11 protein-coding genes are annotated in these 13,318 nt (G+C 62.6%); 6 read left to right on the plus strand and 5 right to left on the minus strand.

Annotated elements, in window-relative coordinates:
• Positions 1 to 164: 164 nt before the first annotated feature.
• A complete protein-coding gene (locus CKW39_RS05775; RefSeq protein WP_095797190.1) occupies positions 165 to 1,589 on the minus strand; it encodes a CCA tRNA nucleotidyltransferase in 1,425 nt (474 codons plus the stop codon).
• Positions 1,590 to 1,682: 93 nt separating this feature from the next.
• Between CKW39_RS05775 and CKW39_RS05780 the strand changes: the two genes are divergently transcribed.
• The 6 genes from CKW39_RS05780 to CKW39_RS05805 all read left to right on the plus strand — a co-directional run bounded on the left by CKW39_RS05780 (position 1,683) and on the right by CKW39_RS05805 (position 8,609).
• The gene (locus CKW39_RS05780) at positions 1,683 to 2,183 is read left to right on the plus strand and encodes an NUDIX hydrolase (RefSeq protein WP_095797191.1); all 501 of its coding nucleotides are present in this window, start codon (positions 1,683 to 1,685) and stop codon (positions 2,181 to 2,183) included.
• Positions 2,184 to 2,247: 64 nt separating this feature from the next.
• Complete coding sequence (gene murJ / locus CKW39_RS05785; RefSeq protein WP_095797192.1) at positions 2,248 to 3,900, plus strand: murein biosynthesis integral membrane protein MurJ; 1,653 nt, start codon at positions 2,248 to 2,250, stop codon at positions 3,898 to 3,900.
• 21 nt (positions 3,901 to 3,921) lie between these two features.
• The gene (locus CKW39_RS15415) at positions 3,922 to 5,811 is read left to right on the plus strand and encodes a hypothetical protein (protein WP_158222916.1); all 1,890 of its coding nucleotides are present in this window, start codon (positions 3,922 to 3,924) and stop codon (positions 5,809 to 5,811) included.
• Between the two features lie 87 nt (positions 5,812 to 5,898).
• Entirely contained in the window at positions 5,899 to 6,924 is a 1,026-nt protein-coding gene (trxB, locus tag CKW39_RS05795; RefSeq protein WP_095797194.1) for a thioredoxin-disulfide reductase, read from the plus strand.
• A gap of 90 nt (positions 6,925 to 7,014) precedes the next feature.
• Entirely contained in the window at positions 7,015 to 7,350 is a 336-nt protein-coding gene (gene trxA, locus CKW39_RS05800) for a thioredoxin (protein WP_095797195.1), read from the plus strand.
• A gap of 95 nt (positions 7,351 to 7,445) precedes the next feature.
• Positions 7,446 to 8,609 (plus strand): N-acetylmuramoyl-L-alanine amidase, encoded by a 1,164-nt coding sequence (locus tag CKW39_RS05805; RefSeq protein WP_095797196.1) that lies wholly within the window; start codon positions 7,446 to 7,448, stop codon positions 8,607 to 8,609.
• A gap of 104 nt (positions 8,610 to 8,713) precedes the next feature.
• Here CKW39_RS05805 and CKW39_RS15775 read toward each other — a convergent pair whose 3' ends face one another.
• The 4 genes from CKW39_RS15775 to CKW39_RS05825 all read right to left on the minus strand — a co-directional run bounded on the left by CKW39_RS15775 (position 8,714) and on the right by CKW39_RS05825 (position 13,310).
• A complete protein-coding gene (locus tag CKW39_RS15775) occupies positions 8,714 to 10,039 on the minus strand; it encodes a ParB/RepB/Spo0J family partition protein (protein WP_254049301.1) in 1,326 nt (441 codons plus the stop codon).
• Between the two features lie 874 nt (positions 10,040 to 10,913).
• A complete protein-coding gene (locus tag CKW39_RS05815) occupies positions 10,914 to 11,768 on the minus strand; it encodes a ParA family protein (RefSeq protein WP_095797198.1) in 855 nt (284 codons plus the stop codon).
• A gap of 269 nt (positions 11,769 to 12,037) precedes the next feature.
• Positions 12,038 to 12,661 carry a 16S rRNA (guanine(527)-N(7))-methyltransferase RsmG gene (gene rsmG / locus CKW39_RS05820; protein ID WP_095797199.1) on the minus strand — a complete coding sequence of 208 codons (624 nt, stop codon included), beginning with the start codon at positions 12,659 to 12,661 and terminating at the stop codon, positions 12,038 to 12,040.
• A 106-nt stretch (positions 12,662 to 12,767) separates the two neighbouring features.
• Positions 12,768 to 13,310, minus strand: coding sequence for a R3H domain-containing nucleic acid-binding protein (locus CKW39_RS05825; RefSeq protein ID WP_095797200.1), 543 nt, complete (start codon positions 13,308 to 13,310; stop codon positions 12,768 to 12,770).
• Between the last annotated feature and the right edge of the window lie 8 nt (positions 13,311 to 13,318).

Consider the following 13,318-nt stretch of genomic DNA (forward strand, 5'->3'; position numbering starts at 1 on the left):
AGTCTTCCACGGCCCCGCCCGGTTCGGCGCTTGTGGCGCGATCCGGCCCCACAATTTACGACGCCGCTCGCGGACCTCTCGCACGCCTCGTCCGGCCCTCGGGACAGACCTGCACAGCTTGGCAACACCGAACCAGTTCAGTGGCTACCCGGCAGGTAGTGCGGTCAGACCGTGCCGATGCCCTTGGACTTGGCCCACTCGATGAGCCGTTCGCGAGCGACGTCCTCACCCACGGCACCTTCATCCAGGCGCATTTCGAGCAGGAACTTGTACGCCCTACCCACCTCGGGGCCCGGGCCGATGCCCAGGATCTCCATGATCTGCTGACCGTCCAGTTCGGGACGCACGGCCTCGAGCTGTTCCTGTTCGCGCAGTTCGGCGATCCGCCGTTCGAGGTCGTCATAGGCATTGGCCAGGCGCGTGGCCTTGCGCTTATTGCGAGTGGTCACGTCCGAACGGGTCAGTCGGTGGAGGCGTTCCAGCTGATCCCCGGCGTCGCGCACGTAGCGACGCACGGCGGAGTCGGTCCAGCCCGCCTCGCCATATCCGTAGAAACGCATATGTAGTTCGACCAGGCGCGTGACCTTCTTAATGGTGTCGTTGTCGAAGCGCAGGGCCTTCATCCGTTTGCGCGTGAGCTTGGCGCCCACCAGTTCGTGGTGGCGGAAGCTCACGGCACCGCTGGGTTCGAACCGGCGCGTGGCCGGCTTGCCCACATCGTGCATGAGCGCGGCGAAGCGCAGGGCGAAGTCCGGACCGGGCACTGGACCGTCCGCATCCGATTCCTTCTCCGCGGCCTGTTCCATTACCGTGAGGGAATGCTGGTAGACGTCCTTGTGGTGGTGCGCCTCGTCCGTCTCGAGCTTGAGCGCGGGAACCTCCGGGAGCACGATCTGTGCCAGACCGGTGTCCGTCATCAGTTCTATGCCACGACGGGGATATGCACCGCACACGAGCTTGACCAGTTCTTCGCGCACCCGCTCCGCAGAGACGATCTCGATCCGCTCCGCCATGGCCGTCATGGCCTCGCGCACAGGTTCGGCCACCTCCAGCCCCAACTGCGAGCTGAAGCGGGCGGCACGCATCATGCGCAGAGGATCGTCCGTGAAGGAGTCCTCGGGTGTGCCCGGGGTGCGCAGCACACCGGCATGCAGATCTTTGATGCCCCCGAACGGATCCACGAGCTCCAGATCCGGCAACCGCAGGGCCATCGCGTTGACGGTGAAGTCGCGGCGTCGTAAATCCTCGGTGAGGTCTTCCCCGAACGCGACCACGGGCTTGCGGGAATCCGGATCGTAGGCCTCGGCACGGTAAGTGGTGACCTCGAGCTGGAGGCCGGCCTTGCGCATGCCGATCGTTCCGAAGTCCCGTCCGATCTCCCAGTGCGCATCCGCCCACTTCTTGATGACCGCGAGTGTCTGGTCCGGGGTCGCGTTGGTGGTGAAGTCCAGGTCCAGGGCGTCCCGGTCCAGGAACAGATCCCGTACGGGCCCGCCCACCAGAGACAACTCGTATCCGGCGTCGGCAAAAAGCCGCCCCAGCTCGAGGGAGACGGGGTGGAGAGAAGAGGTATCGAACAGCTGCGTCATGATGGGCGTAATTGTCTCATTTCTTCCACCGCTCCCTGGCCCAGCGAATCCCGGGTCAGGGAGTGCTCGGGGAATGTGGCTAAGGTAGTAGGCATGGCTTTTCCCGTCCCTAGCGCGCCCAAGAGGCGACCGAACCAACCGGTCTCCGCGCTGCCCACGGTGGAAGAAGTCTCGGCCGGCGGCATTGTGGTGAACCTCGAAGATCCCACGCATCCGGTGGCCATCATCGCTCGAATCAATCGCGGTGGTCGCCTGGAATGGTGCCTCCCCAAGGGTCACCCTGAAGGCAATGAGACCAACCAAGAAGCAGCTGTCCGCGAGATCGAGGAAGAAACCGGCATCATGGGCCGCGTACTCTCTCCGCTGGGCAGTATCGACTACTGGTTCACCGTCTCCGGGCACCGCGTTCACAAGACCGTGCACCATTTCTTATTGGAAGCCACCGGCGGCTTCCTGACCACGGAAAACGACCCGGATCACGAGGCCGTGGATGTCGCGTGGTCCGGCATCGACGATCTTGGCCGTAAGCTGTCCTTCCCCAACGAGCGGCGCATTGCTGACATCGCTCGGGAATACATCATTCATCAGTTGTAATCGCGCCCGCGGATCCGTTCCGCGGTGACTGCCGTTCCATTCCCCGTGCAGGAAGGCCTGTTTCATGCAGAGATCCGGTGCGCGTTCCAGCGCCATCATGGCGTCAGGAACCCTGATCTCCCGGGTTCTTGGTTTCGCCAAGGCGCTGCTGATCACGGTGGCCATCGGCTCCCTGACCACCATGGCGGACGTCTTCGAACTCGCCAACAACCTGCCCAACCTTATCTATGTGCTGATCGCCGGCGGTGTGTTCAACGCCGTGCTGGTTCCGCAGATCATCAAGGCCTCCAAGAACCCCGACGCCGGCGCGGACTACATCTCACGGCTCATCACCCTGGCCGTACTCGCACTGCTCGGGGTGACCGCCGTGGTGGTCGCGTGCGCGATCCCCATCATCCGCATCATGGGCCCGGGCTGGTCCGAAGGCCAGTTGACCATGGCCATCACGTTCGCCCTGATCACGTTCCCGCAGATCTTCTTCTACGGCCTCTACACCGTGGTGGGTCAGGTGCTCAACGCCAAGGGTGCCTTCGGTGCGTACATGTGGGCTCCCGTGCTCAACAACATTATTGCGATTGCAGGCCTGGTGGTGTTCATCTACCAGTTCGGTCCGTTCGCGCGCACGCCCCACACCCTGGAGAACTGGACCTCGGCCCAGACCTTCTGGCTCGTGGGCATGTCCACGGTGGGCGTGATCGCCCAGGCTCTCATCCTCTTCTGGCCGCTCAAGCGCCTGGGCCTGGGGCTGCGCCCCAAGTTCGGTTGGCGCGGCATCGGCCTCTCCACCGCCGCCAAGCTGGGCGGCTGGACGCTGGCCACCGGCGTCATCGCCAACCTCGCGTTCCTTGCCCTCACCCGGACCGCCGCGATCCCCACCGGTGCTCGTAACGTAGACCCCTCCGGCGGGGTGTCCGAGCAGATTGCCGGTGTCACCGCCCTCAACCAGGCCTCTCTCCTCTACTCGCTGCCCCACGGCGTGATCGGCTTGTCCATCGCCACGGTCCTGTTCAACCGGATGGCCGCCGCCGCGGACGCCAAGGACCGCGACAGCCTGGTCTCCTCGCTGTCCTCCAGCATGCGCATCACGAGCGTGGCCACGGTCTTCTGCATGGTCGCACTCATCGTGTACGCGGGCCCGCTGGGCATGATGTTCTCCGGTGGCATCGCCCCGGCCGGCGCCGTAATCGGCCAGGTCATCACGGTCATCGCGATCGGCGCACCGTTCATGTCCACCGCGTTCATGCTCGGCCGCGCCTTCTACGCACAAGAGGACGCCCGCACGCCGTTCATCGTGCAGGTCATCGTCTCAATCTTTACGGTCATCGCGGCCGTGGCCATTGCGCGCGCCCTGCCGCCCGAATACATGGTCTTCGCCGTGGCCGGTTGCTACGCCGCCCAGAACATCCTGGCCACACTCCTCTATCACTTCGCGCTCAAGCGCCGCATCGGGGATTACGACGTCGCTCGCATCCTGGGTGCCCACGCGCGGATCCTGGCGGCCTCGCTGGTAGCCGGCCTGGGCGGCGTCGTCGCCCTGTGGCTCATGGGCGGCTACGACACGGGCGGATTCCCGTGGCAGAACCAGGTCACCGCGTTCCTCTCCGTCATGGTGGGCGGTGTGGCTATGGGCCTGGTGTATCTGCTGGCCATGAAGGTGTTCCGGGTCGAGGAGTTCGGATCGTTGATCGGCCCGTTGAAGGCTCGCCTGGGCCGGTAGACTGCGCAACAGTTTGTCGTCGTGCCCGCCAACCGTGCCGGGCGCCGTAACTCGAGGGAGTTCGCTGTGTCCCAGCCCATTGCGCTCGGAACTGTTCTGGGAGGCCGCTACCAGGTCACCGCGTCGCTGCTGACCAGCGCCGATGATGATCACGTCCTGCAGGGTGAGGACCAGATCCTGCGGCGCCGGGTGTCCATCCTGGTGCCCGGTGACCACCACGAACAGCTCATGGTGGCCAATGCGCGCTCCCTTGCCTCGGGCTCGGGCAGTGACCGCTTCCAGATCCTCGATCTCGGACAGACCCACGACACCACCTATGTGGTGACCTCCTACGCGCCCGCCGCTGATCTACTGGACACCCTGCTCGTGGCGGAGAACGAGCTCGAGGACGAATCCCTGTCGGACGACATCTTCGGCGATTCCCGCACCGCGCCGGCTTCCCCCTACGTTTACGAGGAACCGGACCCCACGCAGCCGCACCAGGCCGTGCCCGCCGCAGGAACCGGTGCGAACGCATCCAACGATGCCACTGGGCCGCGCGACGACGCCCAGGCCGCGCGGAAGCCCGCCGTGACCAAGTGGAGCGACGACGAGTACGAGGCCTACGAGAACGCTCCCGCCGCGCCCTCGGTGCGCAACAAGCTGGGCCGGGCACGCAAGGTGGACCCCGAGTCCACCCGTTCCACTCTCTTCGATCGCGCCGCAGCCGGAGGAAGCGGTGCCGCTGTGGGTGCCTCCGCAGCCGCCGCAGGCAAGATCGACCCCACCTATGACGGCGACAACCGCTACGAAAGCTTCGAAGCCAACGAGGGGAAACCCGAACGACTCACCGGCTACCCGGTGATCGAGGACGAGACCCCCGGTCAGAGCCACTCCGGTGCCGCGACCCCCGCGGGGGTCGCCGCAACGGACGAAGCCATCGAGCGCGGGGAAGAGCCCGTCGATGAGTACTCCGACGACCACAAGGGCCACCGCGATGACCACCGTAAGGACGGATCCGCTCGCTCGGGCGGTGGCTCGGCCGCGGCCGCGGCCGGTGCGGGTGCCGTGGGCGCGGCAGGTGCTGCGGGAGCGGTTGGTGCGGCCGGAGCCACGAATGCCTCTGGAACCGGTACCTCTTCTCGGGGCGACGCCACAGGCGCCGGACACGCAACCTCCGACTCCGCTGACGCCGACTACCCGGAGGCCGCGGCCGGAGCCGCTGGTGGTTCAGGTGCCGGTCACGGTGCCGAGGCCACCGCCGACCCCGAGTCGCCCGGCAAGAAGCGCAACGGCCCCCTGCGGGCCCTGTTGTTGCTCCTGCTGATCCTGGTCCTGTTGGCCGCGGTGGTCTTCGGCTTCCGGGCGCTGGGGTCGTTGACGGGACAGTTCGGCGGCGATGACTCGGACCCGGCTCCGCAGGGCGAGCAAACGACGTCGGCGCCCCAGGAAAGCGAACCGGCCGATGATCAAGTAGAACCCCAGGCCCAGGACGTCACGCGCGTGACCTCGGATCCCAACTTCATGGCAGACACGGACGCGACCCTGAGTCAAGCCATCGACGACAATCCGTCCACCTACTGGCTCAGCTACGGCTTCTCCAACGCCGCCTTCGGCAACCTGATCGACTACGTGGGCCTGGCCGTGGAACTCGAGGAACCCGCGCCGCTGTCCGAGATCACGATCGACCAGTCCAGCGGAACGGGTGGCAACTTCACCGTGTACGTCTCGGACACTCCCTCCATGGACGGCGCGCAGCAGGTGGGCACCGGTTCGTTCACGGGCCCGCAGATCACCGTGCCCCTCGACCAGGCCGCGCAGGACGGCGAGCATCAGTATGTTCTGGTCGTGTGGGATCAGTTGCCGCAGCTCACCAATCCCATTGGTGGCTATCAGTACGGCCTGCGCATCGGCGAAGTAACGGTGCAGTAAGCACCCGGAATATTCACACCGTACCGGCACGTTCTTCCAGTAGTTTCCAGCCGCGCACGCGGCAATCCTCAGAAAGGTCTACTACACGTGAGCAATGATCTCGGCCCCTCCTTCGCGAACGCCGTGAACTTGAACCTGACGCCGGCCGCGGCGCAGGAGACCACCCCGGGCACCTCCGACGACGCCGTTCACGACGTGGTCATCGTCGGTTCCGGTCCCGCCGGCTACACCGCCGCTATTTATGCGGCTCGCGCGGACCTCAAGCCCATCGTGATCGCGGGCTCCGTGACCGCCGGTGGCGAGCTCATGAACACGACCGACGTGGAGAACTACCCCGGTTTCATCGAGGGCATCATGGGCCCGGACCTCATGACCAACATGCAGCAGCAGGCCGAACGCTTCGGGGCGGACATTCGCTTCGAGGACGTCACCTCCGTGGAACTCGACGGTGAGATCAAGACCGTTACCGTGGAGGACGGTACCGTGCTGCGCACCCGCACCGTGATCATGTCTACGGGTTCCGCTTACCGCAAGCTGGGCTTGCCCAACGAGGAACGGCTGTCCGGCCACGGCGTCTCGTGGTGCGCCACGTGCGACGGCTTCTTCTTCAAGGAACAGAACATTGCCGTGGTGGGTGGCGGTGACTCCGCGATCGAGGAGGCCACCTTCCTGACCAAGTTCGCGTCCAAGGTCACCCTGATCCACCGCCGTGACTCGTTCCGCGCCTCGGAGATCATGCAGCAGCGCGCGTTCGACGATCCAAAGATCGAGATCCTGTGGAACAAGGCCGTCAAAGACATTCACGGAGACACCAAGGTGGAGTCCCTGACCCTGGAGGACACCGTGACCGGTGAAACTTCAGAGCTGGACATCACCGGCTTGTTCGTGGCCATCGGCTCCGACCCCCGCGTGGATCTGGTCAAGGATCAGTTGGATCTGACCGTTGACGGCACTATTGCCGTGGACGGCCGCTCCTCGACCACGTCCCTCCCCGGTGTCTTCGCTGCCGGTGATGTGGTGGATGCCACCTACCGCCAGGCAATCACCGCCGCGGGCTCGGGATGTGTTGCCGCGATCGACGTGGAGCACTACTTGGCCGCCCTGGACAGCTGATCACAGGGGACTTTGTCATAATCGATCTCAACCATTGGTGAACCGGCCGTTGAGGCCGGTCAACCACCCGTTTGAAAGGAACTACTCGACATGAGTGCAGCCAAGGATGTCACCGACGCCAACTTCCAGGCCGAGGTGCTGGAGAACTCCAAGCCCACCATCGTGGACTTCTGGGCCGAATGGTGCGGACCCTGCCGTCAGCTGGGACCCGTGCTGGACGCCATTGCCGCTGAATACGCGGACAACGTGGACGTCGTGAAGGTGAACGTGGACGACAACCCCGCCATCGCCTCCAAGTACGGCATCACTTCCATTCCTGCCGTCTACTTGTTCGCCAATGGTGAGCTGGCCAAGACCTCCATCGGCGCCAAGCCCAAGTCGGCGCTGGAGAAAGAATTCGCGGACTACCTGACCCCGTCGGCCTGAGCGCGCAGCACACCGCTCACGCACGTCGCATTTCACAACCGTCAGGGGGAAGACCAGTGACACCCGAGCCAAACACGCCCAACCTTCGCTTGGGAATGACCGATAGGCGTGTGGTGGGGCTTCGTGATCGCCTGATCCGCGCCTGCGAAGGTGCCGCTGGTCTGTCCCCGGACACCGTGACCGATCCGTCCCACTTCGACGAAGCGCTCGACGGCGCTCTGCGGACCTTTCAACAGAACAAGGGTCTGATCGTGGATGGCGTGCTCGGTCCGGAGACCGAAACGGCATTGACGCAGGCTCAGTACACCCTGGGTGACCGACCGTTGTACTTCGACGCCGAGCATCCCCTACGCGGGGAGGACGTAGAGCGGATCCAAGCCAACCTCTCCCGGTTGGGTTTCTACTACGGTCACCTGAATGGTGTGTTCTGCCGCAAGACCCACTACGCAGTAGTGGAATTGCAGGAGAACTTGGGTCTGGAACCGAATGGTGTGGTGGATCTCGACACCATTGCCGCGTTGGCAAGGATCAACAAGAACATCACCTCGTCCAAGGCCTACTCCCTCCGCGACTACGCGCGGCTGGAACAGGCCACGAATGCCCTCAAGCAGCGAGTGATCATTCTGCTTCCGTGGGCTTCATCCGGGCAAGCTGTGTCACCATCCGCACCGGAGCAGTTCACCGGTGATCAGGAGCGCATCACCACCGACGTGGCTCTGCGCACCTACGAGCTACTGAACAACGTGGGTGCCTCACCCATCGTGGTCGGAACCGAGAATTACACGACCAAGGCCGGCGAACCTGTACGCACGGCAGAGACCAAGGCGATTGCTACCGATGGTCACTCGGACGCCCTGGTGCTCACCCTGCATTGCGACTGGAATACCTCTGGCTCTGCCAACGGTGTGGCCACGTACTACTGGGGTAACCAGGACGGTACAGAGACATATTCACCCATTGGTGAGATGGCGGCACGCTATATCCTGAAAGAGCTCGTCTCACGCACGGGTGCCCAAGATCTTGGTTGTCACGCTCGTCAGTGGGAGCTCTTGCGATACTCCGACGCACCCACCGTGTGGGTGGACCTGGGGTACCTGTCGAGTTCCAGCGACAGTGGCCAGCTTGAGGATCCGGAACACCGGGAGCGGCTGGCAGAGTCGATTCTCTGCGCTCTGCAGCGCATGTTCGTTCAGTCCAATGACACCGTGGCCACCGGAACCATGAGCTTGTCCGATATTGAGGCGTACTACAACAAATAGGACTCGCTCGCGTGGGTATGAATGTGGCCCCGATGTTTTACGTGAAACATCGGGGCCACATTTCTGTTCGTCAGGTTGGTACTGGGCGTCGGCTCGCCCCGAGATTAGCCGCGATCGTCCATCTTGGGATCCAGGACGTCGATGATTCTGTTGAGGTCCTCGACCGTCGCGAACTCAATGGTCATCTTGCCCTTACGAGCTCCTAGCTGAATCTTCACGGACGTGTCCAGTCGATCGGAGAACGCGTCCGCGATGTAGTTCAAACGATCGTCGTGGCGGTGAGAAGCAGTCTTCCGTTTGGTCGCGTGCCGCTTGAGCCCATCGGACAGGGCAACGGTCTCTTCGGTAGCGCGCACCGACATTCCCTCCGCAACAATGCGCTGAGCCAGACGTTCCATTTCGGCAGGATCCGTCAGACCGAGCAGCGCACGGGCATGTCCGGAGCTCAGGACACCCGCGGCGACACGGCGCTGCACCAAAGGTGGGAGACGGAGTAAGCGCAGGGTGTTGGAAATCTGAGGCCGTGAACGACCAATACGCTGTGAGAGCTCATCCTGCGTTGCACCGAACTCCTCCAGAAGCTGCTGATAAGCAGCCGCTTCTTCCAAGGGATTCAGCTGAGACCGGTGCAAGTTCTCCAGGAGGGCATCGCGGAGCAGGTCGTCGTCGGATGTCTCACGAATAATCGCGGGAATAGCATCCATGCCAGCCTTCTGTACGGCTCGCCAACGACGTTCACCCATTACGAGTTCGTATTTGGCTCCCTCGCCTTCACGACTGGGACGCACGACAACGGGTTGCAGAACACCCAGTTCCTTGACCGAGAACGCTAGTTCAGCCAGCTCATCCTCGTCAAAAACCTGTCGTGGCTGCTTTCGGTTGGGGTGAATGTCCGCAACGGCAATCTCGACAAACTGGGCTCCGGGAACCATTGCGAGATCTTGTATATTCTCATCGCTGTTCTGGGTCGGTGATGTTTCACGTGAAACATCCACGGCGCCCGCGTCTGCAACTCCGGACTGTTCCCCAGCGGAACTCGTTTCCGACTCCTTTATCCCGTTCTCGGTCTTGGGGCCGTTCGTTCTCGTAGTCGGGCGACCCGCTGCAGTGGCCTCTTCCTCAGTACTCGTCGACCTCACCTTGTCGTTCGCGCCCTTAGAGGTGGGGCTACTCTTCCTATGGCCGTCTGCCTTGCTCGTGGGAGTGTCGACATCCCCCTCAGGCGTGGCCAATGTTTCACGTGAAACATTGCTCGCCTCGGCAAGCCGACCCTCGCCCGATTCGTCGGTTTGTTCGGGTGTTTCGGATGAAACAGAGGAACTCTCATGCTCCGTTCCGTCCGCTTGGACGGATTCAGTAGTCTCCGATGGCAAGAAGAACATGTCGACTGGCCGTCTCACGGTAGTGGTACTTCGCAGCGCTTGCCCCATATCGCGGCGACCTCTTGCCGATGATTTTCCGCTCTTGGGCTGAACCTGATTCTCGGCAGCTGGAGTCTTGGGCTGACTTGCGTCTCTTTTTTGCTGGGTCGCGGATGTTTCACGTGAAACATCCGCGATCGGACCCTCGGCCGATGTCTTCCCGCTGGCCCTTGCAGTGCGAGGCGACCGCTTAGTCGTTGCTGTCGTCTTCGTTGTGGAGGCCGACTGGTTCTCTGTCTTCTTCTTCCCGTCGGTCGTAACGGACTTCCGTTTCGCTGTCTCCCTACCCGACTCTGTGTCTTTAGGTGCGCTCGACGAGTCCTTGGTAGATGCGTTTCCCGAAGCAGACGTCTTCTGGGGAGCTGGCGTTTTCTTTGTGTCCGGTTGTCCTGGCCGCGCAGGGCTTTTCTTTTCCGAGGGGTCCGGTGAACTCGTTACGGCATCCTTCTTTTCAGCCGTTTCAGACTGCGTCACCGGGCCACTAGGAATGAGGGCACCAAGACCACGGCCGAGGCCGCGACGTTTCTCGCTCACAGGGATCCTTTCGTCGTTTATCCGACGTTCATCTTATCCGTGATTTTTGGTTTCGATTCGGTCCTAGTACACCGCGATACCGTGTTGCGGCCTCCAGAATCCTTGAAGTCGTGTTGATTCCGCTCAAGGGTTACTGGGCCATCTTGTTCTCTTCAAACTTTCACGGGCCGTGTTTACCGCATGGGTCTGTAAATGTTTCACGTGAAACATGCGCAGCGGGTTCATGTGCTCGACCCCCCTCTCAACACGCAAAAGCGGGCCGCGACCCTATCGGTCGCGACCCGCTTCCACGTGTCTGGAGTATGTTTCACGTGAAACGTTGAGCAATGTTTCACGTGAAACATAAGTGCTACCCCTTGGGGGACCGTGCCCCCAGTTCCACTGCTGCCTCAAGATAAGACAGCGCACCCGTGGAGCTGGGGTCATAGGTGATGACACTTTGCTGATAACTCGGCGCCTCGGAAATACGAACCGAGCGCGGGATCATCGTGTTCATCACCTGATCGGGGAAATGCTGCCGAACCTCGTCCGCAACCTGCGACGCGAGGTTGGTACGACCGTCGTACATGGTCAGCAGAATGGAAGACACCGACAGCTCCGGGTTCAGGTGCTTCTGAATCATGTTGATGTTGTTCAGCAGCTGGCTCAGACCCTCCAGAGCGTAGTATTCGCACTGGATCGGGATCAGAACCTCAGTAGCGGCAACGAAGGCATTGATGGTCAACAAACCTAGGCTCGGCGGGCAGTCAATGAACACGTAATCGAGCCGAGGTTCGCCACGTTCCTCGCGTGCTTTGGCGTACTCCTTGAGTGCACGCTGCAGACGCTGCTCACGGGCCACCACGGAGACCAGTTCAATCTCCGCACCAGCCAGGTCGATGGTGGCGGGCAGTACCCACAGATTGTCCATCTCCGGAGATTCCTGTACGACATCAGCAATCGGAGTCTCATCGATCAAGACGTCGTACACGCTGTCCACATCCGTACCGTGGGGAATCCCCAAGGCAGTGGAGGCGTTGCCCTGGGGATCGTTGTCGACTACCAGGACGTTCTGCCCTTGCTGCGCGAGCGCGACAGCCAGGTTCACCGAGGTGCTGGTCTTACCCACGCCACCCTTCTGGTTACTGATGGTGATGTAGCGGGTTTCAGCAGGGGGGTCGATCTTGGACTGCTTGAGCTTTGCCCGACGTTTGTTCTCTTCCACGAGCTTCCTCCCGAGAGCGGTATCCGCTACTGCTTCTTGCGCTGCCGTACCGTGCTGGGTGTCCGTTTCACGTGAAACATGACGACCTCGGTCGGGAACAACCTTTTCTGATTGTGCTACGGGATCCGGTGGAAGACCGAAGTCATGACCGCGCGCTCGGTTGTCCCGAGTATCGGCGTTCTGCTCCACTCGTACCACTTGTCCTCTCCGACGGTTACAGACTGTTCTGGGGTTAGCTTACCCAGCGAGATCGTTCACACTGACCCGGATCACAATTCGATGCGGACCACCGTGGTGGGTTCCCTCAGCAGATCATCTCCCACGGTGAGCACCTCGGCTGACCGAACACCGAAACGATTGAACTTCTTCTTGGCCTTATCGACCTCGTCCTGTGCAGAGCGCCCCTTGAGTGCCAGGAGCTGACCCCTACCTTTGAGCAAGGGGAGGGTGATGTCGATCAGGCCGATGAGGGCGGACACCGCGCGTGCGGTCACCACATCAACGTTCTTCAATTCCTTCTTCGCCTGCTCTGCTCGAGCCCGCAGCACCGTGACGTTGGTCAGCTCCAGGTCTTCAATGACTTCGTTGAGCCACTGCACACGGCGTTCCAGCGGCTCGACCAAGGTCATGGAGATGTCCGGACGGGCGAGCGCCAAGCACAAACCCGGCAGTCCGGCACCGGACCCCACGTCCACGACCCGTGCCTTCTCGGGGATCAGTTCCTGCACGACCGCGCAGTTGAGCACGTGACGTTCCCAGAGCCGGGGGGCTTCACGCGGGCCGATCAGGCCGCGAACAATCCCGGAGGACGCCAAGTGCTCCGTGTATCGCTTGGCCAGATCGAGCCTGTCCCCGAACAACTGCTGAGCAGCCTCCAGCTCGGCACCCTCCAACGGGGGTGCCGGCTGTGGATCGGGAGCGGGCCCGGACCCAGCGGGAGCCTGTGAAGGCCCGGGAGCGGCGTCGTTCGCCTTGGACGAGCGTGACTGTGCCACAGACCTAGCCCGCTGCCGAGATGACGATGTGGCGACCGGCGCCCTCGCCCTCGGACTCGGAGATCAGGCCGGCCTCGGCCACGGCGTCGTGAATAATCTTGCGCTCGTAAGCGGACAGGGGATCCAGGTGCACGCTGTCACCGGTGGACTGAACCTGAGTCACGGCCTGCTGCGCCATCTCGCGTAGCACCCCGGCACGTTCCTCGCGGTAACCGGCAACGTCCAGAACCAAGCGGCTGCGACGCTCCGTGGCGGACAGTACTGCCAGGCGCACGAGCTCCTGCAGGGAATCCAGAACCTCGCCCTTGGGACCCACGAGGGCCTCGAGTTCGGCGTCCTGATCGTCCTCGGTCACCACGGACACGTACGTGCGACCGTCGCGGACCTCGATGTCGATGTCACCGTCGATGTCAGCGGTATCGAGCAGCTCCTCGATGTAGTCGGCCGCGATCTCGCCTTCTTCCTCAAGGGGGCTGAGCTGGGCTTCCAAGACGTCGCCGGACTGTTCCTCGGCCACAGTGTCCTGGTTGTTATCGTTCTCGTTCATTCGACGCT

The organism is Kocuria sp. WRN011, from assembly GCF_002295155.1.
GTDB classification, from domain to species: domain Bacteria; phylum Actinomycetota; class Actinomycetes; order Actinomycetales; family Micrococcaceae; genus Kocuria; species Kocuria carniphila.

Coding starts and splice junctions, on each gene's coding strand:
- CKW39_RS05775 (WP_095797190.1), bottom strand. CDS start 1,589: ATGACGCAGCTGTTCGATACCTCTTCTCTCCACCCCGTCTCCCTCGAG.
- CKW39_RS05780 (WP_095797191.1), top strand. CDS start 1,683: ATGGCTTTTCCCGTCCCTAGCGCGCCCAAGAGGCGACCGAACCAACCG.
- murJ (WP_095797192.1), top strand. CDS start 2,248: ATGCAGAGATCCGGTGCGCGTTCCAGCGCCATCATGGCGTCAGGAACC.
- trxA (WP_095797195.1), top strand. CDS start 7,015: ATGAGTGCAGCCAAGGATGTCACCGACGCCAACTTCCAGGCCGAGGTG.
- CKW39_RS05805 (WP_095797196.1), top strand. CDS start 7,446: ATGACCGATAGGCGTGTGGTGGGGCTTCGTGATCGCCTGATCCGCGCC.
- CKW39_RS15775 (WP_254049301.1), bottom strand. CDS start 10,039: ATGGGGCAAGCGCTGCGAAGTACCACTACCGTGAGACGGCCAGTCGAC.
- CKW39_RS05825 (WP_095797200.1), bottom strand. CDS start 13,310: ATGAACGAGAACGATAACAACCAGGACACTGTGGCCGAGGAACAGTCC.